23 protein-coding genes are annotated in these 23,998 nt (G+C 68.6%); 11 read left to right on the forward strand and 12 right to left on the reverse strand.

Going from position 1 to position 23,998, the window contains the following annotated elements; all coding sequences use genetic code 11:
• Positions 1 to 35: 35 nt before the first annotated feature.
• Positions 36 to 1,325 (forward strand): MFS transporter, encoded by a 1,290-nt coding sequence (locus B7438_RS12765; protein ID WP_085369977.1) that lies wholly within the window; start codon positions 36 to 38, stop codon positions 1,323 to 1,325.
• Between the two features lie 37 nt (positions 1,326 to 1,362).
• Here B7438_RS12765 and B7438_RS12770 read toward each other — a convergent pair whose 3' ends face one another.
• Genes B7438_RS12770 through B7438_RS12800 form a run of 7 tightly spaced genes read right to left on the reverse strand, consistent with a single transcriptional unit; the run spans position 1,363 to position 7,854 of the window.
• Positions 1,363 to 2,043 carry a DNA alkylation repair protein gene (locus tag B7438_RS12770; RefSeq protein ID WP_218775162.1) on the reverse strand — a complete coding sequence of 227 codons (681 nt, stop codon included), beginning with the start codon at positions 2,041 to 2,043 and terminating at the stop codon, positions 1,363 to 1,365.
• Position 2,044: 1 nt separating this feature from the next.
• Positions 2,045 to 2,698: a response regulator transcription factor gene (locus tag B7438_RS12775; RefSeq protein WP_085369978.1), complete on the reverse strand. Its 654-nt coding sequence runs from the start codon at positions 2,696 to 2,698 to the stop codon at positions 2,045 to 2,047.
• A gap of 43 nt (positions 2,699 to 2,741) precedes the next feature.
• Positions 2,742 to 3,947: a hypothetical protein gene (locus tag B7438_RS12780; RefSeq protein WP_085369979.1), complete on the reverse strand. Its 1,206-nt coding sequence runs from the start codon at positions 3,945 to 3,947 to the stop codon at positions 2,742 to 2,744.
• On the reverse strand, positions 3,944 to 5,110 hold the full coding sequence (locus tag B7438_RS12785) for a sensor histidine kinase (protein WP_085369980.1): 1,167 nt from the start codon (positions 5,108 to 5,110) through the stop codon (positions 3,944 to 3,946). The genes B7438_RS12780 and B7438_RS12785 overlap by 4 nt, the downstream gene beginning before the upstream one ends.
• A 15-nt stretch (positions 5,111 to 5,125) precedes the next feature.
• Complete coding sequence (locus B7438_RS12790; protein ID WP_085369981.1) at positions 5,126 to 6,331, reverse strand: homoserine O-acetyltransferase; 1,206 nt, start codon at positions 6,329 to 6,331, stop codon at positions 5,126 to 5,128.
• Positions 6,332 to 6,371: 40 nt separating this feature from the next.
• On the reverse strand, positions 6,372 to 7,073 hold the full coding sequence (locus tag B7438_RS12795) for a potassium channel family protein (protein ID WP_085369982.1): 702 nt from the start codon (positions 7,071 to 7,073) through the stop codon (positions 6,372 to 6,374).
• A 1-nt stretch (position 7,074) separates the two neighbouring features.
• The gene (locus B7438_RS12800; protein ID WP_085369983.1) at positions 7,075 to 7,854 is read right to left on the reverse strand and encodes an SDR family oxidoreductase; all 780 of its coding nucleotides are present in this window, start codon (positions 7,852 to 7,854) and stop codon (positions 7,075 to 7,077) included.
• Between the two features lie 122 nt (positions 7,855 to 7,976).
• Here B7438_RS12800 and B7438_RS12805 point away from each other — a divergent pair, with 122 nt between their 5' ends.
• A complete protein-coding gene (locus B7438_RS12805) occupies positions 7,977 to 9,299 on the forward strand; it encodes a bifunctional o-acetylhomoserine/o-acetylserine sulfhydrylase (RefSeq protein ID WP_085369984.1) in 1,323 nt (440 codons plus the stop codon).
• A gap of 92 nt (positions 9,300 to 9,391) precedes the next feature.
• Here B7438_RS12805 and B7438_RS12810 read toward each other — a convergent pair whose 3' ends face one another.
• Positions 9,392 to 10,879: an MFS transporter gene (locus B7438_RS12810; protein WP_085369985.1), complete on the reverse strand. Its 1,488-nt coding sequence runs from the start codon at positions 10,877 to 10,879 to the stop codon at positions 9,392 to 9,394.
• A 79-nt stretch (positions 10,880 to 10,958) separates the two neighbouring features.
• Here B7438_RS12810 and B7438_RS12815 point away from each other — a divergent pair, with 79 nt between their 5' ends.
• The 5 genes from B7438_RS12815 to B7438_RS12835 all read left to right on the forward strand — a co-directional run bounded on the left by B7438_RS12815 (position 10,959) and on the right by B7438_RS12835 (position 14,598).
• Positions 10,959 to 11,477 carry a phosphoribosyltransferase gene (locus tag B7438_RS12815; RefSeq protein WP_085369986.1) on the forward strand — a complete coding sequence of 173 codons (519 nt, stop codon included), beginning with the start codon at positions 10,959 to 10,961 and terminating at the stop codon, positions 11,475 to 11,477.
• A 59-nt stretch (positions 11,478 to 11,536) separates the two neighbouring features.
• On the forward strand, positions 11,537 to 12,190 hold the full coding sequence (locus B7438_RS12820; protein WP_085370050.1) for a uracil-DNA glycosylase: 654 nt from the start codon (positions 11,537 to 11,539) through the stop codon (positions 12,188 to 12,190).
• A 59-nt stretch (positions 12,191 to 12,249) separates the two neighbouring features.
• Entirely contained in the window at positions 12,250 to 12,828 is a 579-nt protein-coding gene (locus B7438_RS12825) for a GNAT family N-acetyltransferase (protein ID WP_085369987.1), read from the forward strand.
• Between the two features lie 88 nt (positions 12,829 to 12,916).
• Entirely contained in the window at positions 12,917 to 13,993 is a 1,077-nt protein-coding gene (locus tag B7438_RS12830; protein WP_085369988.1) for a hypothetical protein, read from the forward strand.
• Between the two features lie 56 nt (positions 13,994 to 14,049).
• A complete protein-coding gene (locus B7438_RS12835) occupies positions 14,050 to 14,598 on the forward strand; it encodes a DUF2781 domain-containing protein (protein ID WP_085369989.1) in 549 nt (182 codons plus the stop codon).
• On the opposite strand, the gene B7438_RS12840 is transcribed toward B7438_RS12835, so the two are convergent.
• Entirely contained in the window at positions 14,582 to 14,920 is a 339-nt protein-coding gene (locus B7438_RS12840) for a multidrug efflux SMR transporter (RefSeq protein WP_085369990.1), read from the reverse strand. The genes B7438_RS12835 and B7438_RS12840 overlap by 17 nt on opposite strands.
• A 65-nt stretch (positions 14,921 to 14,985) precedes the next feature.
• On the opposite strand from B7438_RS12840, the gene B7438_RS12845 reads away from it, so the two are divergent.
• On the forward strand, positions 14,986 to 15,414 hold the full coding sequence (locus tag B7438_RS12845) for a glyoxalase/bleomycin resistance/extradiol dioxygenase family protein (RefSeq protein ID WP_085369991.1): 429 nt from the start codon (positions 14,986 to 14,988) through the stop codon (positions 15,412 to 15,414).
• A gap of 42 nt (positions 15,415 to 15,456) precedes the next feature.
• Here B7438_RS12845 and B7438_RS12850 read toward each other — a convergent pair whose 3' ends face one another.
• From B7438_RS12850 to B7438_RS12860, 3 genes are read right to left on the reverse strand one after another with little or no spacing between them, the layout of a single operon-like run.
• Positions 15,457 to 16,233 (reverse strand): hypothetical protein, encoded by a 777-nt coding sequence (locus B7438_RS12850; protein WP_085369992.1) that lies wholly within the window; start codon positions 16,231 to 16,233, stop codon positions 15,457 to 15,459.
• Entirely contained in the window at positions 16,230 to 17,147 is a 918-nt protein-coding gene (locus tag B7438_RS12855) for an ABC transporter ATP-binding protein (protein ID WP_085369993.1), read from the reverse strand. Before B7438_RS12855 ends, B7438_RS12850 begins: the two co-directional genes overlap by 4 nt.
• Positions 17,144 to 17,506: a GntR family transcriptional regulator gene (locus B7438_RS12860; RefSeq protein ID WP_085369994.1), complete on the reverse strand. Its 363-nt coding sequence runs from the start codon at positions 17,504 to 17,506 to the stop codon at positions 17,144 to 17,146. Before B7438_RS12860 ends, B7438_RS12855 begins: the two co-directional genes overlap by 4 nt.
• A gap of 113 nt (positions 17,507 to 17,619) precedes the next feature.
• Here B7438_RS12860 and B7438_RS12865 point away from each other — a divergent pair, with 113 nt between their 5' ends.
• The 3 genes from B7438_RS12865 to B7438_RS12875 all read left to right on the forward strand — a co-directional run bounded on the left by B7438_RS12865 (position 17,620) and on the right by B7438_RS12875 (position 23,996).
• Complete coding sequence (locus B7438_RS12865; RefSeq protein WP_085369995.1) at positions 17,620 to 19,047, forward strand: amidase; 1,428 nt, start codon at positions 17,620 to 17,622, stop codon at positions 19,045 to 19,047.
• Between the two features lie 256 nt (positions 19,048 to 19,303).
• Positions 19,304 to 22,225 carry a S8 family serine peptidase gene (locus B7438_RS12870; RefSeq protein WP_085369996.1) on the forward strand — a complete coding sequence of 974 codons (2,922 nt, stop codon included), beginning with the start codon at positions 19,304 to 19,306 and terminating at the stop codon, positions 22,223 to 22,225.
• 367 nt (positions 22,226 to 22,592) lie between these two features.
• Positions 22,593 to 23,996: a pyridoxal-dependent decarboxylase gene (locus B7438_RS12875; RefSeq protein WP_085369997.1), complete on the forward strand. Its 1,404-nt coding sequence runs from the start codon at positions 22,593 to 22,595 to the stop codon at positions 23,994 to 23,996.
• Positions 23,997 to 23,998: the final 2 nt, after the last annotated feature.

Genomic DNA, 23,998 nt, shown 5'->3' on the forward strand with positions numbered 1-23,998 from the left:
TTTCGGGTGACCCCGACGCTTTCCGGGCCGAGCGCGTGAGCGCCGCCCCGACCACCCAGACCTCCACACCCCGACTCACTCCTGCGCGCACCAGGCTGGCGCTGCTCGCGCTCGCCCTCGGCGGCTTCGGCATCGGCTCGACCGAGTTCGTCGCGATGGGGCTGCTGCCGAACATCGCCCACGACCTGCTGCCCGCCGTCTACGCGGCCTCCCCGTCCGACGCGAACGCGCAGGCGGGCTGGGCGATCTCGGCGTACGCGCTCGGCGTTGTGGTCGGCGCCCCGACCATCGCGGCGTTCGCCGCCCGGCTGCCGCGCAAGCAGCTGCTGCTCTGGCTGCTCGTCGCGTTCACCCTCGGCACGGTCGCGTCCGCGCTCGCGCCGACCTTCCAGCTGGTGCTGGTGGCCCGGTTCATCAGCGCGCTGCCGCACGGCGCATACTTCGGGATCGCCTCCCTCGTGGCCGCGTCGCTGATGGGGCCGGGCAAGCGCGGGCAGGGCGTGGCGTTCGTGCTCTCCGGCCTGACGATCGCGAACGTGATCGGCGTCCCTCTGATCACCTGGCTGGGGCAGACGCACGGCTGGCGTGCCGCATACCTCGTGGTCGCGGGGATCTTCGCTCTCACGTTCGTCGCGGTGGCCACACTCGTGCCCTGGCAGGCGGGCAACCCGAAGGCGACGATGGCGAACGAGCTGAAGGCGTTCAGCCGCCTGCAGGTCTGGCTGGCGCTCCTCATCGGTGCCATCGGATTCGGTGGCTTCTTCGCGGTGTACACGTATGTCGCGCCGATGGTGACGACCATCACCGGGCTGAAAGAGTCGGCGGTGCCGCTGGTGCTCATCCTGATCGGCCTCGGGATGACGGTCGGCAACCTGATTGGCGGACGCGTCGCCGACCGCGCCCTCAAACCCGGGATGCTCGCGTTCTTCGTCATCCTGCTGCTCGGCCTCGGCGCGCTCTACTTCACCGCCTCCACGGTGGTGGGGCTGCTCGTGTCGCTGTTCGTGATCTCGGCCGCCTGCTGTGCGATGTCCCCGACCATCCAGACCAGGCTGATGGATGTGGCGCACGAGAGCCAGTCGATCGCGGCAGCCCTCAACCACTCCGCCCTCAACATCGCGAACGCGGCGGGAGCGTACCTCGGCGGCCTGACGATCGCGGCGGGCTTCGGCTACCTGTCGCCGGTGGTGGTCGGCGCGATCCTCTGCGTCGCCGGGATCGCGCTCGCGGTCGTGTCGTTCTCGATCGACCGCTCGCGCGAGCGCCGCGGCGTCGACACCGGCGTGGTGCACGCGCAGCGCCCAGACCCGCTGCCGGTGGACTGAGCGGCGGAGGCCGCGGAGGCCGAAGCCGCCTGCGCCGCTACGCCTGCTCGCGGCGCCGGACGAGCTCCGCGATCCACAGCGGGGCGTACGGCGAGGTGCAGCCAGGCGGCGTCGGGTAGTCCTTGAGCACTCCGAGGCGTTCGCCGATGGCCATCGCTCTGGCGCGCAACGCGCCGTCGTGGATGCCGATGGTCGCCAGGCACTCGTTCATCGACCACTGCAGGCGGTCGGGGGCGTCCTTCAGTTCGGCCTCGATGGTGTCGAGCAGGCCGGGGAGGTCGAGGCCGTCCGGGTTCTTCGCGACGCGGTCGCTGGTCAGCGCCCAGCCGGCGCTCGCCACCACGGGATCGTCGTCGGCCAGCCACGAAACGCGCAGCTCCTCGGCGTGCCTGCTCTTCTTCACCACGTAAGAGATCAGCCAGTCGTGCACTTTGGGCACGCGCGCATCCCGGATCATGGCATCCAGGTCGGCGGCGGTGTATTCACGAGGACGGCCGATCAGGATGGCGACCAGGCGCGCCGCCGTGCCGCCGGTGTCCCACAGCTCCGCGGCGAGGGCGGGGTCCGTTCCCACGTTCTTCGCGACAGCGCGCAGCTTCGTGAGGTTGACGCCGTGGTCGTCCCCGTGCCGTTCGTTGACGGCGCGGACGCGGGGGTCTTCGAGAGCCGCGAGCTCGGCGAGCACGTCGCCGAGCACCGCGCCGCTCCTCACGGACACGTCAGTCGTTCTGCAGCAGGATGCCGTCTTGGATGGCGCGCTTGCGGAGGGCCACCTTCGTGCCGACGTCGTACCCGGCCACGCGGTACTTCTCGCGGATGCGCTTGAGGTAGCTCTTGGCGGTCTCGTCGGAGATGCCGAGCTGGAAGGCGACGGCCTTCACCGGCTCGCCTGCGCCGTACAGCGCCATCACGCGGCGCTCCTGCGCGCTCAGCTTGGGCGCGCCGCCGACCTCTCCCGAGTTCAGCGCGAGGTCGAGCTCGGCCGAGATGAACGACTCGCCCTTGCGGGCGGCGCGGATCGCCTCGACGATCATCTCCGCGTCCTCGCTTTTCACCAGGTAGCCGAGCGCGCCGGCCGCGATGGCCTCGCGCACCACGGCGGGCTCGGAGTACGTGCTCATCAGGACGGTGCGGACGCCGGTGGTCTTCAGGGTCGAGAGCTTCAGCGAGACGGGGATGTTGTCTTTGAGGTCGAGGTCGAGCAGGACGACGTCGACGGGGAACTCGGGGTGCGTGAGGAGTTCGGGCCAGCTGGCTACGGCTGCGACCATCCGGATGTCGTCCGCGGCGTTGCGGATCCACTCGGTCAGTGCCCCGAGCAGCATCTTGTGATCGTCGACGATCGCGATTCTGATGGGAGGTGCCTCGGTCACGGGCTGCCTTTCTTGACGGTAGAGGGAGCCGACGGTGCTGCTGTCAGGCGAGATCGGCCGAGCTGTCGCTCACACTGGTGATCTCGATGCGCAGCGTCGATCCCGCGAAGGTCTCGACGTACCGGCCCACCTTACGGATAGCTTGCCATGCGGCGGGGTCCACCCCGTTTCGCGGCACACCGGTGGTCGAAATCACGATCGATATTCTGGCACCCGGATTGGGGTCGCCGTGCTCTGGCGCGCTGGGACGGCTGAGGTCGAGCGTCAGACTGCGCGGCTGGGACGCTCCCTGCCGCACCGGATCGCTGATCAGCAGCCACACCGCGGTCAGCAGCCCGTCGCGCTGATCGCGGGTGAGCGCAGCGGCGAGCCCCTCGCTGTCGGTCAGCGCCACCGCCGGTCCGAGCAGCGCGGACTCCGTCACGGCGTGGTACAGCCAGGTCTCCTTGCGGCCCTGGATGAGGTGCAAGCGCAGCTCGGTGGCGATGCTCGACGCCGCAGACGCCGTCTCCTCGTTCAGCGGCAGGGTGGTGCGTCCGCTCGCGACGCCGTCGAGCAGGCGCTCTGCGGCGAGGTCGAGCCTGGCCAGCTCCTCGGAGGCGAGCATCCCGACCGCGTATCCGGGGGAGGAGACCGTGCTCTGCACCTGCACGAGGTCGAGCTCCAACTGGATGAGCGTGCGCAGCGACCGCACGATCTGCACGCCGAGCAGCGGGGGAGCGACGCTCAGCGCGATGGTGACGAACGCCGGCCCGAGCGCGGAGAGGTCGTGCTGGCCGCGGAGGGCGAACTCGCCCGCGAGCACGACGCCCAGGCCGATGGATGCGATGACGATGTCCGACGGGGGACGCGCGGCCACGCAGAGCAGCAGCGCGGACCCGACGGCGACGGCGGCGGTCGGCTGCGCGCCGGTGTCGCCGGGAGCCCAGGTCCCCACCACGTCGAGGGCGACGACCGCCGCCCAGATCGCGATGGCCGTGTAGAACATCCCGTTGGGCAGTTCGTCCGGCAGGCGCGGCCGCACGATCACGGCGGCGACGAGGGTGACGAGCAGCCCCGCCCACGCCGCCAGCGAGAGCGGCAGGGCGGTGTAGCTGCCCAGGTTGATCAGCATCACGGCCAGCTGGAACGCGATGAGGGCGAAGGCGGCCACATTGAAGCCGATGTCGAGCCTGGCGCGGCCGAGCGCATCCCGTTCGCTGTCGCTGCCGACGCGCCTGGACAGGGTCTCCTCCGTGGTGCGGGTCATTTCGGCACCTCGAGGACGACGGTCGTGCCGCTGCCCGGCGAGGAGAACAGGCGGGCGTTGCCGCCCACCTCCCTCAGCCGGGCGACGATCGACTCGGTGAAGCCGAGCCTGCCCTGTTCGATCGTGCTCACGTCGAAGCCTTTGCCGGAGTCGGTGACCATCGCGCGCACCGTCGTCTCGTCGTCGGTGATCGTGACGTGCGCCTCGTTGACGCCGGAGTGCCTGCGCACGTTCTCCAGGCACTCGCCGAGCGCCAGCAGGAACGCATCCAGGATGTCGCTCGGCAGCAGCACCTGACCCGTGCCGTGCCAGTTCACTTCGAGGCCCATCCTGCGGAAGCGTTGCTTGACGGACTCGAGCGTGTTGCCGAGCGTCGACTCCTCGACCGGCTTGAGCTTGTAGTCGCCGGAGCGGGTGGGGTCCGGGGTGAAGCCGAGCCGCAGCTGGCGGAGCAGTGCAGCATCCTCGCCGGCCTGCTCGCGGAGCGCGCCCGCGCTGACGCCGACGCCGGAGTGCGCGAGCAGCGTCAGGGTCGCCAGCACCGTGTCGTGCAGCAGCCGCGCCCCCTGGCGGCGACGCGCCTCCGTCTCGCTCGCCTGGCGCTCGACCCGGTATGCGCGGCTCATCGTCGAGATGCGCGTCAGCGTGCGGGGAACGGTGCGCGACAGCCACACGCCGGTGGCGGTGAGGGCGACCCATCCTGCGACCGTGAAGATCAGCGGCTCGCCCCGCTGGGAGTCGGTGAGCACGAGCGTTGCGGACTCGGCCGCGAGGGTGACGACGGAGGCGCCGACCAGCAGCCCGACCCTCCCGCGCGAGGTCACGGTCGGGATGGCGACGCTCGCGACGGCCGCTCCCGCGATCATCCCGACAGCGCTGAGCGCCGCGGGGCCGAGGGGCACATCCGGGAGCAGGTTGAGCAGGACGATCGCCGCGCCAGCGACGACGATCACCACCACCCACACCTCGGTGTGCGCCAGCGACGCCAGCTGGAACTGCGCGTACGCGAGACAGGCGAGCAGCACGACGGCCGCCAGATACAGCGGAAGTGGGAGGGTGCCCGGGATGCTCAGGCAGAGCAGGGAGGTCGCAGTCGCAGTGAGGCCGATGTTCCTCGCCGTCATCGCGAGGAGACGATCACGCTCCTTCTGGATGCGCGACATGCTCCTCCGTTCCGCTCAGGCGGCGAACAGCCTGCGCAGCTGATCGCTCACGGCATCGTCCTCGATGAGGAATCCGTCATGCCCGAAGTCCGACTCTATTACGACCGGCTCCGTTCCGTCGATGGTGGCGGGGAGGTGCGCGGCGATCTGCTGCTGTCCCTCGACGGGGAACAGCCGGTCGCTGTCGATGCCGACCACCAGGGTGCGCGCGGTGACGCGTGCCAGGGCGGCGGCCAGCCCGCCCCTGTCGCGGCCGATGTCGTGCGAGTTCATCGCCTGCACCAGGGTGATGTAGCTGTTCGCGTCGAAGCGCCTGGTGAACTTGTTCCCGTGGAAGTCGAGGTACGACTCCACGGCGAAGCGCCCGTTGTCGCCGAGCGGGCTGATCTCGCTCTGCCATGTGCGCTCGAACCGTCCGTTCAGCTCGGAGGAGCTGCGGTAGCTGATCAGCGCCATGCGGCGGGCGAGCGCGAGACCCTGGTGCGGCCCGTTGCCGTCTCCGGCGTCGTAGTAGAGGCCGCCGCGGAACAGCGGGTCGGTGCGCACCGCCTCGATCTGCACGGAGTTGAGTGCGATCTGGTCGGCCGTGGAGAACGGGGGAGCGGCGATGACGGCGAGCCGTTCGACGCGCTCCGGGTAGCTGACCGCCCACTCGAGCGCCTGCATCCCGCCCATCGAACCGCCGACCACGGCCGCCCAGCGGTCGATGCCGATCGCGTCTGCGAACGCGGCCTGCGCGTTCACCTGGTCCCGGATGCTCGTGAACGGGAACCGCGGACCCCACTCCGTGCCGTCCGGGGCGATGGAGGCGGGCCCGGTCGTCCCCTGGCAGCCGCCGAGCATGTTCGGCACGACCACGAAGAACCGGTCGGTGTCGATCGCCTTGCCCGGCCCGATGATGCCCTGCCACCACCCGGCGGTCGGGTGTCCAGGGCCGGCGCTGCCGACCGCGTGGCTGTCGCCGGTGAGGGCGTGCAGCACGAGCACGGCGTTGTCGCGTTCAGCGGACAGCGTGCCCCAGGTCTCGTACGCGACGCGCACATACGGGATGCGCTGCCCGCTCTCGAAGGCGAACTCGCCGATGCCGACGAACGAGCGGGAACCCTCGGGGTCCGACTCCTTCCAGGCCCCACTCGCCGGAGGCTTGCCGAGGAGCGACCTCGCTTGGGCGTCCGTGATGAAACTCGACGGGGCCGTATCGGCGGATGTCTGCCACTCCATGTCTCCATACTGGCTCAGTGCGGGAGGGAGGGCGTGCGTGTTACGCGGGCTCGTCCGGCTGGTGCTCCGGCTCGTGCTCGTCGTGCTGCTCGTGGTCCTTCGGCGGGCGCAGGCGCTGCGACTGCTCGTTGATGTACGACACGATCGTCGCGCTCGCCGTGCCGACGATGGCGATGCCGCCGATCATCAGCACGACGGCCAGGATACGACCGGCGATGGTCACCGGCACGAAGTCGCCGTAGCCGACCGTCGCCATCGTGACGCACGCCCACCACACCGCGTCGCCGAAACTCACGATCGTGGCGTGCGGCGCATACCGCTCCGCCTGGTAGACCGCCAGCGCGATGACGTAGACGAACATCACCACCGTCGTCGCGGCCACGATCAGCACCCGCCTGCGCACGTGCGACGGCGACCGGCCGCGCAGCAACGGGATGCGGTGCAGTTCGCGCAGCAGCCGGAACGGCCGGGCGACGGGGAACAGCACGGAGGCCAGGTCGATGGGGTTCTTCCTGACGAACAGCCACTTCTGCCGGCTCAGCACCAGCCGCACGACGTAGTCGACGAGGAAGGCAACCCACACGACGAACAGCACGCCGTTGAGCAGCGCGCCCAGCCACGCCGGGCGCGACGGCTGCAGGATCGACCACGAGTACGCGACGAGGAACAGCACGCTGGCGACGAGCAGCGGCCACGCCGTCCGGTCCTCCCAGACGGTCCTCCTGCTCTCGTCGCCCGCCATCTCAGTCGCCGTCGACCCGCAGCTCGCCCTTGTGGAACCGGTACGGCGCGGCCTGTGCCACCGGTTTGATCACGATCAGGTCGAGGTCGACATGCCGTGGCCGCTCCAGCGCATCCACGATGGTCGCCGCCACGTCGTCGGCCGACAGCGGCTCCGGCACGTCCTCGTAGACCGCATCCCGTTTCTGCTTGTCTCCGCCGAACCGGACCAGAGAGAACTCCTCGGTCGCCACCATGCCCGGCGCGACCTCGATCACCCGGATGGGCTCGCCGTTCAGTTCCAGCCGCAGCACCTCGGTGAGGGCGTGCTCGGCGAACTTCGCCGCGTTGTACCCTCCGCCTCCCACGTACGCCGTGTGCCCGGCGATCGAGGTGAGGTTCAGGATGTCGGCGTGGCCTGTCTGCCGCGCGCCCTCCCTCAGCAGGGGGAGCAGCGCGGTGATGACGCGCTTGGTCGCGATGACGTTGATCTCGTACATCCACACCCAGTCGTCCACGTCCGACTTCTCGACGGAGTCGAGGCCGCGCGCGCCTCCCGCGTTGTTGACGAGCGCGTGGATGGGGCCGGTCGCCTCGAGGTGGGAGCGCAGCGCATCCACGTCCTCCTGCCTGGTGAGGTCGGCGGCGAAGACATCGGCGCCGGTCTCCTCGGCCAGTGCGGAGAGCCGGTCCGCCCTGCGGGCCACCCCGACCACATCCCACCCGTGCGACCGGAACAGCCGGACGGCCGCCTCCCCGATCCCGGAACTGGCACCCGTCACAACGACCCGTCTCACGCTCATGCGCCTATTCTTCACGGATTACGGCATGTTGCGCGCGCATTGCCCGCACCTGCCCGCGCGTCTAGCCTGCTGTTGAGGCGGTGGCAGACCGCTCGACACGCATCCACCCGAAGGAGTGAGCCATGACCGACGCCGCCGACTGGCAGTTCGAGACCAAGCAGATCCACACCGGTGCAGCACCCGACCCGGTGACCAATGCTCGCGCCACGCCGATCTACCAGACCACCTCGTACGTGTTCAACAACGCGGAGCACGCCAAGAACCTGTTCGCGCTCGCCGAGTTCGGCAACATCTACACGCGCATCCAGAACCCGACGCAGGCCGTCGTCGAGGAGCGCGTCGCCGCGCTCGAAGGGGGCACAGGCGCTCTCCTCGTCGCCTCCGGCCAGGCCGCGGAGACCTTCGCCGTGCTGAACATCGCGCAGGCCGGCGACCACATCGTGTCGTCCAGCTCGATCTACGGCGGGACGTACAACCTCTTCAAGTACACCCTCGCCAAGCTCGGCATCGAGACCACGTTCGTGGAGAACCAGGACGACGCCGACGAGTGGCGCCGCGCCGTCCGCCCGAACACCAAGCTGTTCTTCGCGGAGACCATCGGCAACCCGAAGATCAACATCCTCGACATCGCGCTGGTCGCGGACGTCGCCCACGAATCCGGTGTCCCGCTGATCGTGGACAACACCATCGCGACCCCGTACCTCATCCGCCCGTTCGAGCACGGCGCGGACATCGTCGTGCACTCCGCCACCAAGTTCCTCGGCGGACACGGGACGGTCATCGGCGGCGTGATCGTCGACGGAGGAAAGTTCGCCTGGACCGAGAACGCGGAGAAGTTCCCCGGCCTCACCCAGCCGGACCCGTCGTACCACGGCGCGGTGTACACGGCTGCGGTCGGCGACGGCCTCGCATACATCATCAAGGCGCGCGTCCAGCTGCTCCGCGACCTCGGAGCGGCCATCGCCCCGGCCAGCGCGTGGCAGCTCATCCAGGGCATCGAGACCCTGTCGCTGCGCGTCGAGCGCCACGTGCAGAACGCCCAGGAGATCGCCGAGTTCCTCGAGAACCACCCGGATGTCGCAAGCGTCAACTACTCGGGGCTGCCCACCAGCCCCTGGTACGCGGCGGCCAACAGGTACGCCCCCAAGGGCGTCGGCGCCGTGCTCTCGTTCGAGCTCAAGGGCGGGGTGGATGCGGGCCGCGCGCTCGTCGACAACCTCAGCCTGTTCAGCCACCTCGCCAACATCGGCGACGTGCGCAGCCTGGTCATCCACCCGGCGTCGACCACGCACTCGCAGCTGACCCCCGAGCAGCAGCTCACCGCCGGCGTCACGCCCGGCCTGGTGCGCCTCTCGGTCGGCCTCGAGAACATCGACGACCTGAAGACCGACCTGCAGGCCGGCCTGACGGCCGCCCGCTCCGTCGTGGAGGCAGCGCGCGCCTAGCCGCCGCCGCACCGCATCGACGAGATGCCAGTAACTGTGCCGAATCCCGGACGATTCGCGACTGTTGCTGGCATCTCGCGTTTGCGGCGTGGTCAGATCACCGGCGACTCCGCCGCGACGGCGTCCGGCTCGGGCTCCGCGCCCGCGTCGGCGTCGGCGAAGGCGAGCTTGGGCACGAAGAAGAGCAGCACGGCGGCGACGATGGCGCCGAGCCCGCAGATGGTCCACACGAGCATGTACCCGAACAGGCTGGCCGCCGTCGCCGTGACGGTCGCGGCCCCGGTCAGCAGGACGACGCCGAAGACGGCGGAGGCGAACGAGCCGCCGATGGTCTTGGTCGTGTTGGTGAGGGCCGTGGCGATCCCGGTCTGGCCGCGCGGAGCAGCCGCGGCGGCCGCCGCCGGGAGCGCGCCGACCAGCGCCCCGGAGCCGATGCCCGCGATCGCCATGTTGGTGAACACCTGCCACGTCTCCGCGTGGAACGGCAGGAACAGCAGGTAGCCGATTCCCACCAGGAACGCGGCGACGATCAGGGTCACCCGGGGACTCAGCCACGACGACACCACGGGGAACAGCACGGCGCCGACGATCATCGAGATCAGGTATGCGCCGATCAGGATGCTGCGCTGACCGGCCGACAGACCGAGCCCGTAGCCGTTCACCGGGTCTGTGCCCGCGAAGGTGCTGAGCGGGGCCTGCGCGCCCAGCAGGCTGATGCCGATGAGACCGGCCGTGAGCTGCACGGGCCACATGTTCGGGCGGCGAAGCACCCGCAGGTCGATCGCCGGGTCGTCCTGCTTCAGTTCCCAGCGGCCGAACGGGATGAACGTGAGCACGCCGACCGCGATCAGCACCCAGACCCACCAGGTGCCGACTCCGTTGATGCGCAGGAACGTGAGGCCCGAGGTGATCAGCAGGAGGCCGAGCGTCAGGATGGTGAAGCCCACCGCATCCAGTCGTCTGCCCGGCACCGGCTCGGACTCCGGCACGCCGAACAGGATGGCGAAGAAGACGAGCGTGACGGCCACGGCGGGCACGATCAGCGTGAGGGTCACGTTCTTGCCCAGCGCCTCGAACAGCAGGCCGGCGCCGACGGCGCCGACGATCGCCCCGCCCTCCAGCGCGACCACCAGGAGCCCGGCCGCCTTGCGCGTCTGCGACGCTGCAGTGCCGGTGCGGCGGCCACGGTCGAAGATCAGCGCGACCTCGAGCGGCAGCCACACCACGTAGAAGCCCTGCAGGGCGAAGGCGATGAGGAACGTCGTGAAGTTGCTGGAGAACGCCAGCGCCCACGTCGCCAGGGCGGTGAGCACGGTGGCGACCAGCAGGATGCGCTTGTGCCCGAACATGTCGCCGAGCTTGGCGAGCACGGGAACCACCAGGGCGGACAGCAGCAGCTGAGCGGCCTCGAACCAGTTGTAGTCGGCGTCGTGGATGCCCAGATGCTGCACGATGTCGGAGATCAGCGGAACGTAGTATCCCTGCAGAATCCCGCTCGTGACCTCGACGAAGGCGAGCCACCCGATCAGTCCGGCGGTCACGCCGAGCGCGACCCTGGACCCTGTCCTCCCTGACACCATTTCTGGATGCTAACAGCAGGGCGACCGCGACCGGTATCCGTGTCTCGCGGGGAGGTGTGCTGGCCGGTACGGTAGGAGGATGGCAGGCGAACTCGACGACTCAGGATCAGCCGTTCTCCAGGAGACCGAGCGAGAGGTCCTGGGCTGGCTCGAGTTCGGTGAGGCCGCCAGGCACCTGGCAGGCGAGGTCGTCGAATCCGGCTTCGAACCGGATCTGGTGGTCGCCATCGCGCGCGGCGGTCTGCTGCTTGCCGGGGCGATGTCGTACGCGCTCGGCATCAAGTCGTGCGGCGCCCTCAACGTCGAGTTCTACACCGGCGTCGACGAGCGCCTGCCCGAGCCGGTGGTGCTGCCGCCGATGCTCGACCAGAGCGCCCTCCAGTCCAAGCGCGTCCTCCTCGTCGACGACGTGTCCGACTCGGGCAGGACGCTGGCGATGGTCGTCGACCTGATCGCCGCATCCGGTGCGGACGTGCGCACAGTCTGCCTGTACTCGAAGCCGCGCACGGTGCTCGACCCCGACTTCGTCTGGCGCCGCACCGACCGCTGGATCACCTTCCCCTGGTCTGCGCTCCCTCCGGTCACCGCCGGAGCCTGAGCAGGGCATCCTGGATCGTGGTCCCGAAGTCTCTCGACGACCTGGCCGCCGACGGGTCGATGGATCCCGGCTGGGCGTCCGCGCTCGCTCCCGTCGCCGACCGCATCGCGGGGATGGGCGACTTCCTCCGCGCGGAGGTCGCAGCAGGCCGTCCGTATCTCCCGGCGGGCGAGAACGTGCTGCGCGCCTTCCGTGCCCCGCTGGCCGATGTGCGCGTGCTCATCGTCGGCCAGGACCCGTACCCGACGCCCGGGCATCCCATCGGCCTGTCCTTCGCGGTCGAGCGGCACGTGCGCCCTGTTCCGCGCAGCCTGCAGAACATCTACCGCGAACTGCGCGACGACCTCGGCGTCACCCCTCCGCCGCACGGCGACCTGAGCGCGTGGTCGCGCCACGGCATCATGCTCCTGAACCGCGTGCTCACCGTGCGCCCCGGCGAGCCGGCCTCGCACCGGGGCAAGGGCTGGGAGCCGGTGACCGAGCACGCGATCCGCTGCCTGGTCGAGCGGGGGACGCCGTTCGTCTCCATCCTGTGGGGCAGGGATGCTGCGACGCTGAAACCGATGCTCGGCGGCAACCCGTCGATCGAGTCACCGCATCCCAGCCCGCTGTCCGCGTCGCGCGGGTTCTTCGGGTCGCGGCCGTTCTCCCGCGCCAACGAGGCGTTGCGGCTGCGCGGCGTCGACCCGGTCGACTGGTCGCTCGAACCGTGAGGCGTGGGCCTGCCCTACTCGTAACCTCCCCGAAACCGCCGCGCGCGTAGGCTTGTGCCGTGCTTGAAGAGGAATACCAGCCGCGCAGGGAGCTGCCGCGTCACCTGAGGAAGTCGGAACCAGCTGAGGCGCCGTTCGACTACACGATCCGGGATGCGGTCCCCGCCGACCTGCCGTGGGTCCGCGAGATCTACAACCACTACGTCGCCAACAGCACGGTCACCTTCGACGAGGACGCGATGACGCTGCGCGAGTGGAAGAGCAAGTACGCCTACCTGCACAAACTGAACATGCCGTTCATCGTCGCCGTCTCGCCGAGCGGCCAGATCCTCGGCTACGCGCTCGTCTCGCCGTGGAAGCAGAAGCGCGCATACCGGTTCACGGTGGAGAACTCGATCTACCTGGGCGCGGCATCCACAGGCAAGGGCCTCGGCCCCGTGCTGATGCAGGAGCTCATCGACCGCTCCAAGGCGGCGGGCCTCAAAGAGATGATCGCCGTGATCGCCGACAAGGGCGCAGAGGCGTCGATCAAGATGCACGAGAACTTCGGCTTCACCGAGATCGGGCGGATGGGCAGGGTCGGCTACAAGTTCGACCGCTGGCTCGGCACCGTGCTGATGCAGCGCTCCCTCAAATAACGGTTCGGCATCGCGACGACCAGGATGCGGCCGGTCGCAGTACGCTGACGGCGGGCGCTGAAATGCGCACATACTCTGGGGGGAATATATGAAGCGTTCAGCCGTATCCGTTCTCGGCGCCGTCGCCGTCGCGGTGGTCCTCACACTCTCGGGATGCGCGCAGGGGGCGCCGGCCGCACCGGTCGCCACCACCGCGAAACCGACGACCACGCCCACGCCCACCGCGACGCAGGCAGCGGCACCGACGGTCCGCGTGGCGACCACCTGCGACGCCCTCGCGACGCAGGCACTCGTCGACCAGGCGGGCGGCGCGCACCTCGTGACGTCGACACCCGAGCGCACCGCGACCCCGACCGGGTACGCGGACGAGCGGATGGGGGTGCTCACCTGCCAATGGTCGACCACCGACCCGGCCAGCCCGACGGCACCCGCCGTGTGGATCGCCGTCGTCCCCGGCGCATCCAGGGCAGGATTCGAGGCGTATCGGACGGGAGAGGCGGTCGCGTCGCAGGACACGCCGTCGCCCGTCGGACCGGACGCGTACACGTACTGCTTCGGCACCCCGGTGACCCAGTGCGGCTTCCACGCCTTGCTGCCCGGCTACGGGATCGTCGGCACGGTGTTCGGCAGCGATGCATCGCCGGATGCGGCCACCTCGGCGGTCGCCGCACTGCTCGCGCAGAGCTACGGCGTGGTGTCGGCTCTCGATGCCCCTGCTCCGGTCTGGCAGCCCGCTGCGCCCGCGCTCAGAGGGGCGACCACCTGCGACGGCCTCGCCACGACAGCCCAGCTCACGCAGACCATCGGCTTCGGCCCGTCCCGCGAGGTGAAGTCGGACGACGGCGAGTACTCGAACTCGAAACTCGACGTCGGCCACCAGGTCGGCGCGTACTGGTGCGTCTGGGTGGAAGACGACGGCACGGCCAGCGTCTCCGTCGGCGTGCTTCCGGGAGGAGCCACGTATCTGGAGCACCTGCGCGGCAGCGACGCCGTCGAGCAGCCGGGCGTCGGCCAGGCCGCATACTGGGCGCCGAACGGCTACCTCAACATCGTGGTGGACTCCGGCTGGCTGCAGGTGCACGCGGTGCCGGACGGGAAGGACATCTCGCACGAGCAGCTCGTGGCCCTCGCGAAGCAGGTCATCGCCAACCTCGGCACGACGTGACACGCGGGCGGCCGCCCAGCGCACGGGCGGCCGCTCCCGTGACTAAGGTGTCGAAGGTGACCACCGTGACTCCGGACAACGGCCGCGTCGCCTCCGCCGCTCCCGCGACGCCCGCGAACCTGCCGCTGCGCAAACGCCCCGTCGACATCTTCTTCATCGTGATGTTCTCGCTGTTCATCGTGACCTGCATCATCAGCGATGCCATCCCGACGCTCGGCATCCCGCAGACCTCGACCACCACGAACCTGTTCGCGCAGTGGAACTACACGTACTCCTCGCAGTACGACCCGCTCTACCAGAACCCGCCGATCTGGCTGCGCTTCATCACCGGCACCTCGGCGTTCATCTACCTGCCGTTCTACGTGCTGCTCGTCATCTGCCTGTCCAAGGGATACAACTGGATCCAGCTGTACGCGGTGATCTACGCGACCATGATCATCAGCCTCACGGGCATCCCGATCTTCGGCGTCGAGTTCTTCGGCGACGCGGCGCAGCGCACCCCGCAGCCGTTCATCTTCCTGCTCTACAACGGGCCGTACGTGCTCGTGCCGTTGCTACTGCTGATCCGGATGCGGAAACCGCTGCCGTTCACGCGGAAGTTCTAGCCCCGCCCAGCTCCAGCAGGCCCACCCCGCCGATCACGAGCACGATGCCCGCGAGCTGCACCCAGGTGAGGCTCTCCTTGAAGAAGATCCACGAGATGAGCACGATGGCGACCACGCCGATCGCCGACCAGATCGCATAGGCGATGCCGAGCGGCACGCCGCGGCCGAGCGACAGCGAGAGGGCGAAGAACGACGCCACGTATCCGACCACCACGATGACGTACGCCCACCACCGGGGGTTGTCGCCGGAGGTGAACTTCAGGAAAGTGGTGGCTATGACCTCGGTGGCGATGGCGATGCCGAGGTAGAGGTAACCGAGCACAGCTGGTCGCTCCCGTCAGCCGGCGGGGCGCCGGGCAGTACACACGCTAGCGGGAGGACGACACGATGGGCCAGGGCCAGGGCGAGAAGCGCGCGAGGGTGAGGCAGTTGAGGATCGTCGTCGAGGCGGAGGACTACGACGAGGCGCTGGCGTTCTTCCGGGATGCGCTCGGGCTCGAGGAGCAGGACTCGTACGCGGGCGATGGGGGAGCGCTGGTGTCGATCCTGGATGCCGGGCGAGCGACCTTGGAGATCGCGAACCCGGCGCAGAAAGCCATGATCGACCAGGTGGAGGTGGGCAGGCCCGTCGCCCCGCGCATCCGGCTGGCGTTCGAGGTGGAGGACAGCCAGGCCGTCACCTCCGACCTGGTGGATGCGGGGGCCGAGCTGATTGCGCCGCCCACCCGCACCCCGTGGAACTCCCTGAACGCACGGCTCGCGGCCCCCGCCGGGTTGCAGCTCACCGTGTTCCAGGAACTCGGCGAGCAACCCTGACAGGGGCCGCGATGCGACTGGGGCCGCGAATGGATGCCCGGCTCAGCTCTTCGGCGTCGCCCTGCTGATCACGAAGTAGCCGGCGACCGCCGCCACCGCCGTGGGGAGGAGCAGCCAGGCCGCGACACCGGTCGGGCCCATCGTGGCGAACCAGTCGCCGACCGCCGGCCAGCTCGACGTGAAGGTGATCAGCGCGATCGCACCCACGATGATCAGGGCGAGGATCGCTCCGGCCACGAGCACACCGTTCATCCGCCAGCGCATGTAGAGGGTTCCGCTGATCGAGCCGGTGAAGAAGAAGAACGACATCAGCGCGAACACGATGAACAGGCGCGAGAAGAACCCGCCATCGCCGAAGTAGATCGACGTGTACAGGTGGCCTCCGAGACCCCAGCCCCCTGTCGCCTCCTCGATCGCGGACAGCACGGTGAAGCCGATCGAGTATCCGGCGGCGAGCAGGAGGAACGTGAGGGCTGCTCCCAGGTAGAAGTCGCGCCGCGTGACGCTGTATCCGAGCGCGAACGGGAAGGTCATCGAGATCACCTGGATACCGATCACCAGCATGTAGACGAAGATGTACGACGCCCCGCCGCTCCACTGCGTCCCCTCGAACGCGTGCGCCCGGTCCGCCGGGGCGGTGGCCAGCCAGATGATCCACCAGATCAGATAGTTGATCAGCCAGATGAACGCCATGATCATCATGGGCACCCAGATGGTCGACCACTTGTTGACCAGGTTGAGCCTCACCACCCTCCAGATGCGGTGGGCGGACGCGGGCGTTGTGCGGAGGTTCACCGACTCCGGTGTGACGGCGGTCATGCGCTCTGCTCGAATTCTGTCGCTCGGACGTTGGTCTTGCGGACGATGAGTTGCTGGAGGGAGACGGGGCTGAGTTCCAGCCCTGCGGTGGCCGCCTGGGCGCGGTCGGCCGGCGTGAGGTCGGCGACGGTGACGGACGCGAGCCCGCCGATGCCGTCGCGGTGGATCACGTCGCGCCCGGCGACGAACTGGTCGACGGCGCTGCGCTGGCCGACCACGGTGGTGGCCGATCCGCGCATCTCCTCCGCATCCTGATCGATCAGGATGCGCCCCTGGTCGATCACGATGACGTGCTCGAGCAGGTTGGCGACCTCGTCGATGAGGTGAGTCGACAGGATGATCGTGCGGGGATGCTCCGCGTAGTCCTCGAGGAGGCGGTCGTAGAAGATCTGCCTGGCCACCGCATCCAGTCCGAGGTACGGCTCGTCGAAGAACGTGAGCGGGGCACGGGATGCGAGCCCGACGATCACGCCGACGGCGGAGAGCTGACCACGGGACAGCTTCTTGATGCGGCGGTTCACCGGCAGGCGGAAGTCGGCGATCAGCTGTTCGGCGAGCTCCGCATCCCAGTTCTCGAAGAACCAGGGGGCGCTGCGGAAGACGTGCTTCGGCTGGAAGTCGTCCGGATACCGCTGGCTCTCCTTGATGAAGCAGAGGTTCTGCAGCACCCGGGCGTTCTCGACCGGGCTCTCCCCGAACACCCTGACCTCGCCCGCCGAGGCGAAGACCTGGCCGGTGAGCAGCTGCATGATGGTGGTCTTGCCCGCGCCGTTGCGGCCGAGGAGCCCGTAGATCTTGTTGGACTTGACGGTGAAGCTGACGTCGTCGATGGCGGTGAACGATCCGAACCGCTTGGTGAGGCCGTCGACGTGCACGGCCGGCGCGATCGAGGTGGGTGTCGCTGTGGCACTCATGCGCTGATTCCTTCCGTGGTGATCATCTCGGTGAGTTGCTGGGGTCCGATCCCGAGCTTCGCCGCCTCGGCGAGCAGGGGGCGGAGGTATTCGTCGCGGAACGCGTCGCGCCGCTTGGCGATGAGGCGCTCGCGGGCGCCTTCGGCAACGAACATGCCGATTCCTCTCTTCTTGTAGAGAATCCCGTCGTCCACCAGGATGTTGACGCCTTTGCCTGCTGTTGCGGGATTGATGCGGTAGAAGGCCGCGAACTCGTTGGTTGACGGCACCTGGGTCTCCGGGGGGTATACGCCGTCGATGATGTCGTTCTCGATCTGTTCGGCGATCTGTACGAAGATCGGCTTTCCCTCTTCGATCATCGGTACCTCCGGCTCTGCACCCTCATGGGTTAGTTACTGATGTAACTAACCAACCAGGCTCGGCCTGCATTGTCAAGAGATTTCTTCGTGCGGATCGGGGATAGCCTCGGAGCATGGCCGAACTCCACGAGCTCACCGCCCTCGCCCTCTGGCAGGAACTGCAGACCGGCCGGGTCTCCCCCCGAGAACTCGCCGCCCACTACCTCGACCGCATCGAGAGGCTCAACCCGCAGCTCGGCGCGTTCGTCACCGTCACCCGCGACCTCGCCCTGCAGCGCGCAGATCACGTTGCCGACGCGGTGCCGAAGACCGCCCCGCTCTGGGGCCTCCCCTCCGGAGACAAAGACCTGTGGATGCGCGCGGGCGTCCGCACCGGCTTCGGCTCCCGCCTGATGGCGGAGTTCGTGCCGGACACCTCCGACGAGATCGTCGAGACCCTGGATGCGGCGGGCGCCGTCAGCCTCGGAAAGACCAACGCCCCGGAGTTCGGGCTCCCCGCATACACCGAGTCGCTCGCGGCGCCTCCCGCCCGCAACCCGTGGGACCCGTCCCTCGGCTCCGGCGGGTCGAGCGGGGGAGCGGCGGTGGCCGTGGCCAGCGGGATGCTCCCGTTCGCGCCCGGCTCGGACGGCGGAGGCTCCGTGCGCATCCCGGCTGCCGCGTGCGGGCTGGTCGGGCTGAAGCCGAGCCGGGGCCTCGTGCCGGCAGGCAGCGGCATCGACTCGCTCGCGGGCCTCGTGGTGGACGGACCGCTCGCGCGCACGACCGCGGACGCCGCCCTCCTGCTCGACGGGATGATCGCGCGCCGCGACGGCCGCATCGACCACCACTACACACTCCGCGCCCCGTACGACGACGACGGCCCCTTCCTCGGCACCGCCGTCCGCGGAGAGGGCCGCTTTCAGCTCGGCGTGATGACGACCTCCGCCTGGGACGACGCGTACGACATCGTGATCGCCCCGGAGGCGCTGGCCGCGCTGGACGCGGCCGTGCAGGCGTTCAGCGACCTGGGGCACGGCATGGAGGAGACGGCGCTGGTCTCCGACCCGACGTACGCGCCGGCGTTCTGCACGATCTGGCAGGCGGGTGCTGCGCGCATCCCGGCGGAGGGCGACACGGAGAACCTGCTCGAACCGCTCACCGCCTGGCTGCTGCGCCGCGGGAGGGCGCTCAGCGCCCGGGAGCTGAGCGAGGCCCTGTCGACGCTCACGGCATACGAGCGCTCCCTCATCCGGCAGCTGTCGAGCTTCGACGCCGTGCTCACCCCCGCGATGGCGATGACCCCGCGCCCGGTCGGCTGGTACGACCAGGAGGACGGCGAACGCAACTTCGAGCAGCAGGTGCAGTACACGCCGTTCACCTCGATGCTCAACGTGTCCGGCCTGCCCGCTATCGTGCTGCCGATCGCGCAGACCGCCGACGGCCTGCCGATGGGCGTGCAGCTGATCGGGAGGCCGGGAGGAGAGCGCACGCTGCTGTCCCTGGCCGCCCAGCTCGAACGGAAGGTGCGCTGGCAGCTCCGCTACCCGCCGCTCTGGTGACCGTCCCCTCATGAGCGCCTGCGTCTGTGGAACGTAAAATGCCTGCCGGTCTCGACGCTCGCTAACCACTGCGACGAAACGTCCAGTATTTTTATATTAATTCGAGATTAGAAATCTTGGATGTTATGCTTGCTCACTCGATGCTGGCATGAGACCCGATTCGCTCTGCCGCGTTTTGCCGTGGCGCGGCTCGAGTGTGCGCGTGTATCCAGCATCGGCGCACTGTTTCACTCGACTCGCAAGGAACTCATAACACATGGATCTCGTTCACAAAGCCGTCTTCGACGGTGACCCTGGTGCCTCGAAACGCCGTCGGCGACAGCGACGCTGGGCGGCGACGCTCGCTGCGATCGCGATCGCCGCTGCCGGGCTGGTGTCAACTCCCGCAGTCGCGTCGACGTCGGCCCCGGAAAACGTGGGTGGTATCGCCGGTGCCGGATTCTCATCGGATGGCGTTGCCTACGACGGCTCCGGCCAGACCGTCGTCGTCATCGACGGGGCATTCCATCCGGAGCATCCGATGCTGAAGGACCGCGTCGTCGAAGAGGCGTGCTTCGGCAGCTACGCAGTGCCGTCGGACTTCACCGACAGTCTCTGCTCCCCGGATGCGGTCAAGCAGCCCGGCACCAATATCGTTTTCGAATCGGGAGCCGGTTCGTCCACATACAACGCGGCGTGCTTCGAGAAGGTGCCAGAGGACAACAACGTCGAACACGTGTGCCACGAGAGCCATGGGACCAAAGTCGCCGGGCTCGTTGCAGGAACCCCGTGGACGATCGACCTTGGCGGCCAGGAAGGAGTTGCGACGCTTTCAGGGGTCGCTCCGGGCGCAGATCTCGTCCTGATCAAGGTCGGTGTGCAAGAGGCCTGGAATCTTGACGCCCTCGGTGCGGCTCTTCAGTACGTTCAGGACGATCTGCGACCGAAGTACAAGGACAAGGGGAAACCGATTGCGGCGATCAATATCTCCGCGTCATTCGCGTGGAAGGACGCGAATAAGAACCTGCACGAGTTCGTCCACGACAGCGACGAGAGACCGGAGCCCTACTTTCCCGTGATGGCGGACCTCAAGCGGGATGGCGTCGCTGTTGTCGTCGCAGCCGGTAACACAGAGGCAGCAGACGGCGTCGGCCTGCTGGCCGCATCGGAGGCGGCTATTGCCGTGGGAAGCACCAATGTCAACGACATGTCTACGCTGACGGTCGGCGAGAACACGGGGACGAATGCGTCGACGCGGGTGGCGCTGTTGGCCCCCGTGGGCGACGGAACCGTCGGAAATAGGCTGTGGACTTCTCATGCGAACTTCCCACGGGACGCGGCGCCGTCGAGCCGGGCGATTTGGGCTCTGGGAACCTCGTTTGCCGCCCCGCAGGTGGCGGGTGCTTTCGCGGTGCTCCGCCAGCGCTTCGGCTACGAGAACGTCAGCGTCGACAAGCTCACGAAGCTCCTTCAGGAGACGGGCGTCGGCGTGCAGGACACGCGCGAGGGCAGGCGGGGCGTGGTGAGCCAGCGCATGTCGCTCGTCGACGCTGTCAACGTGCGGGACGAGAGCCGAAGCGTTTGGGACTTCACCGGCGACGGATCGGCGGACATCCCGGTGATCGGAAAGGATCGCACCACGGTGTCCCTCCACTCCGTCGGTGACACCGGCCTGATCGATCCCACCAACGGGGTCGCCATCGGCAAGGTCGGCGCATTGGCGGCTGCCGTGTACGACTACAGGGTGCGGGGAACCAACGGACTGCTCGCGAGCAAGGGCGACGATCTCTACTACTACGAGTACGTGCGCGAGAAGGAGGCGCTGGACGATGGCACTCTCGTAGCGCCCGGCGTCGCAAACGACATCTCCGGTATCGCATACACACGTCACCAGACGAAGGAGACAGTGGGTACTGGGACTGCGATCATCATTCAGAAGACGAACGGCCAGATCGTGGCACACGAGAAAGACCCGTATACGGTCGCGCTGGGTGCTGAACGCGAAGTCATGCCCGCGGGGACGACGGTGAAGCTGGTCGGAGTCGCCGACGTGAGTGGCGACACGATCCCGGATCTGGTTGTTCGCCAGCCTGACAGCGGTGCCGTTCAGTCGTACCGCGGACTGGAAGCTGGATCGACCATCGCATTCGCGTCGACCCCCGACAATCTGGCCACGGCGGCGGGAGTCGACGACGTGTTCGTTCTGGACGACTGGGTGAATCACGAGGCTAGGTACGGCTATCGCGACGCGTCATACCTCCTCAATGTGAGCCCGGTGAAGAACGGCAAGCCCAGCAAGGCTGTCTCGTCCGGCCGGTGGGTTGCACCCATCCACGTGATCCCGGCTCCCCGGAACCTCAAACTCGACTCGGGGCCGAATGTCTGGGACGCTACGGGCGATGGATTTGCGGATGTTCCGGTGATCGACACCGAGAAGAAGACGCTCTCCTATCACTCGGTCACGATCAACGGAGTGATCGACACCAGACCGAACCTCACGATCGCTGAAGACTGGACGAGTCCGATCGCGACCCCGACGTATGGACTTTCGGATGCCTTCAACGGGGTGCTCTGGATCAAAGGCGACAACCTGGTTTACAGCACCTATCAGTCAGGCAGTAAGACGCTGGCGGCTCCGATGAGTGTTCTGAACGGGGTCGGCAAAGACATTGCCAGCGTTGCGTATACCGGAAATCTGCCGAGTGGCTATGCGGGCGGCGGCTTCCGCGGCAGCGGAGTCGTCATTCAGAAGAACAACGGACAGATCAGCATCCACCGCCAGAAGGCCAATAGCATCTATCTCGGCACAGAGACTGTGCTCGTGCCTGCAGGCACAGGGGTGAAACTCCTGGGGATCGCCGACGTGAACGGCGACAATGTGCCCGACCTGATCGTCGGTGATGCGACAACGAAGAAGCCTGTGGCCTATCTCGGGGTGTACAACGAGTCTGTTCCAGAATTCGCCGCGGAAGCTGTCTCGATGGCCCCGGCCGATCGGTGGGGAGCGAACTGGACGAAGGTGAAAACCTTCGCGATCGAGGGGCTAGTGAACAACGAGACCCGTATTGGATATCACACAACTCCGTGGTCTACGGAGCTGTGGCTCGCATCCACCGTCGGTGACGGCTCACTCGGCGCGACGAAGTCCTCGGGAACGTGGCCGGAGGCTCAGCGCCTCGGGATGGTGCCGCGGGGGTGACGGATGCGGCATGAAGACACTCGAGAAGCACACCCGGCGACGGGCTCGTCGCCCGATGGCGGGCGCCTTGGCATCATGGTCTGCACGGCGGGCTTCGCTGCGACGGAGATCGCTGACCCAGCGGCCGCTCGCGCGGCGAAACCCGCCGCGCGGGCGTGTCGAGTTCGCTGTGCACGGTGGCACTGGTCTCGCACGCTCGGGCCTATGAGGTTCGCGCTGCGCTGACCTTGGCAGGGGCGCGGGACGATGCGGTGAACACTACGTTCTTCGTCACCGCGAGCTGAGCGCTTGGCTGCCGTCGCGTCGGAGCGCGATGGCAGCCGGCTCCGCTACCCGCCGCTCTGGTGACCGGCGTACGATAACGGGCGTGAGCGCGGACCACCCGTTCGATGCAGCGCTCGGCGAAGCGTCGCAGCTCGCCGGGCGGTGGCTCGACGGCGTCCGCGAGGGCAGTATCCCGGCGACCGCGAGCATCGAGCAGGTCAAGGATGCGCTCGGCGGGAGCCTCCCCGACCGCGGCGAGCCAGCCACCGCTGTGCTGCGCCGGATGGGCGACGCCATCGAGCCCGGGCTGCTCAGGATGCACTCCCCGCGGTTCCACGGCTGGGTGATCGGCGGAGCGGAGCCGGTGGCGCTCGCCGCGGACTGGCTGGTCTCCGCGTGGGACCAGAACGCCACCCTGCGCACGGTGACGCCCGGCGTCGTCGCTGCGGAGGAGCTGGCCGGCGAGTGGATCGTCGACCTGCTCGGGCTGCCGTCGACCGCGGAGGCCGGCTTCGTCACGGGCGCGACGATGGCGAACTTCGTCGGTCTCGTCACCGGCAGGGACCAGGTGCTGCGTGACGCCGGCTGGGACGTCGCCTCCGACGGTCTGTCCGGCGGTCCCCGCGTGCGCTTCATCGCGGGCGCGGAATGCCACGGCTCCCTCGAGGAGGCCGGACGCTTCGCCGGGCTGGGGAGGCCGCAGCTCGTCGACGCCGACGACGAGGGGCGGATGCGCGTGGACGCGCTGCGCGCGACGCTCGGCGGCGGCACGGACTCCGGCACCGGCCCCGCCATCGTCTGCCTGCAGGCGGGCAACGTGCACTCCGGAGCGTTCGACCCCATCGCCGACGCCATCGAGGTCGCGCACGCGGCGGGAGCCTGGGTGCACATCGACGGCGCGTTCGGGCTGTGGGCGGCTGCATCGCCGCGCCTGAGGCACCTGACCGCCGGGATGGCGGCGGCCGACTCCTGGGCGACGGATGCGCACAAGACCCTCAACGTGCCGTACGACTGCGGCATCGCCATCGTGGCGAGACCGGAGGCGTTGCACGCGTCGTTCGCGCAGCAGGCCGCCTACCTGCCGGCGTCGGTGGACGGCTCCGACCCGAACGACAGGGTGCCGGAGCTCTCCAGGAGGGCGCGCGGCGTTCCCGCGTACGCGGTGCTCGCGCAACTGGGCCGCGACGGCGTCGCCGACCTCGTCGAGCGGCTGGCGGATGCGGCGGCCGAACTGCGGGAGCGGCTGTCCGCGCTGCCGGGGGTGCGCATCCTGAACGACGTGGTGTTCACCCAGGTCTGTGCGACCTTCGGCAGCGACGAGCGCACGCGGGCCGTGACCGCCGCGCTGAACGGTGCGGGGGTCGCCTTCGGCTCACCGTCGCGCTGGCGCGGGCAGGCCGTGCTGCGTTTCTCGGTGAGCAACTTCCAGACCGACCGCGCCGAGGCGGCGCGGACGGCCGCTGCCGTCGCGGACGCGCTCGCGAGCGTGCCGGCCGACGCGAGCTAGAC

It is taken from the genome of Leifsonia sp. NCR5, from assembly GCF_002105485.1.
GTDB lineage: Bacteria > Actinomycetota > Actinomycetes > Actinomycetales > Microbacteriaceae > Leifsonia.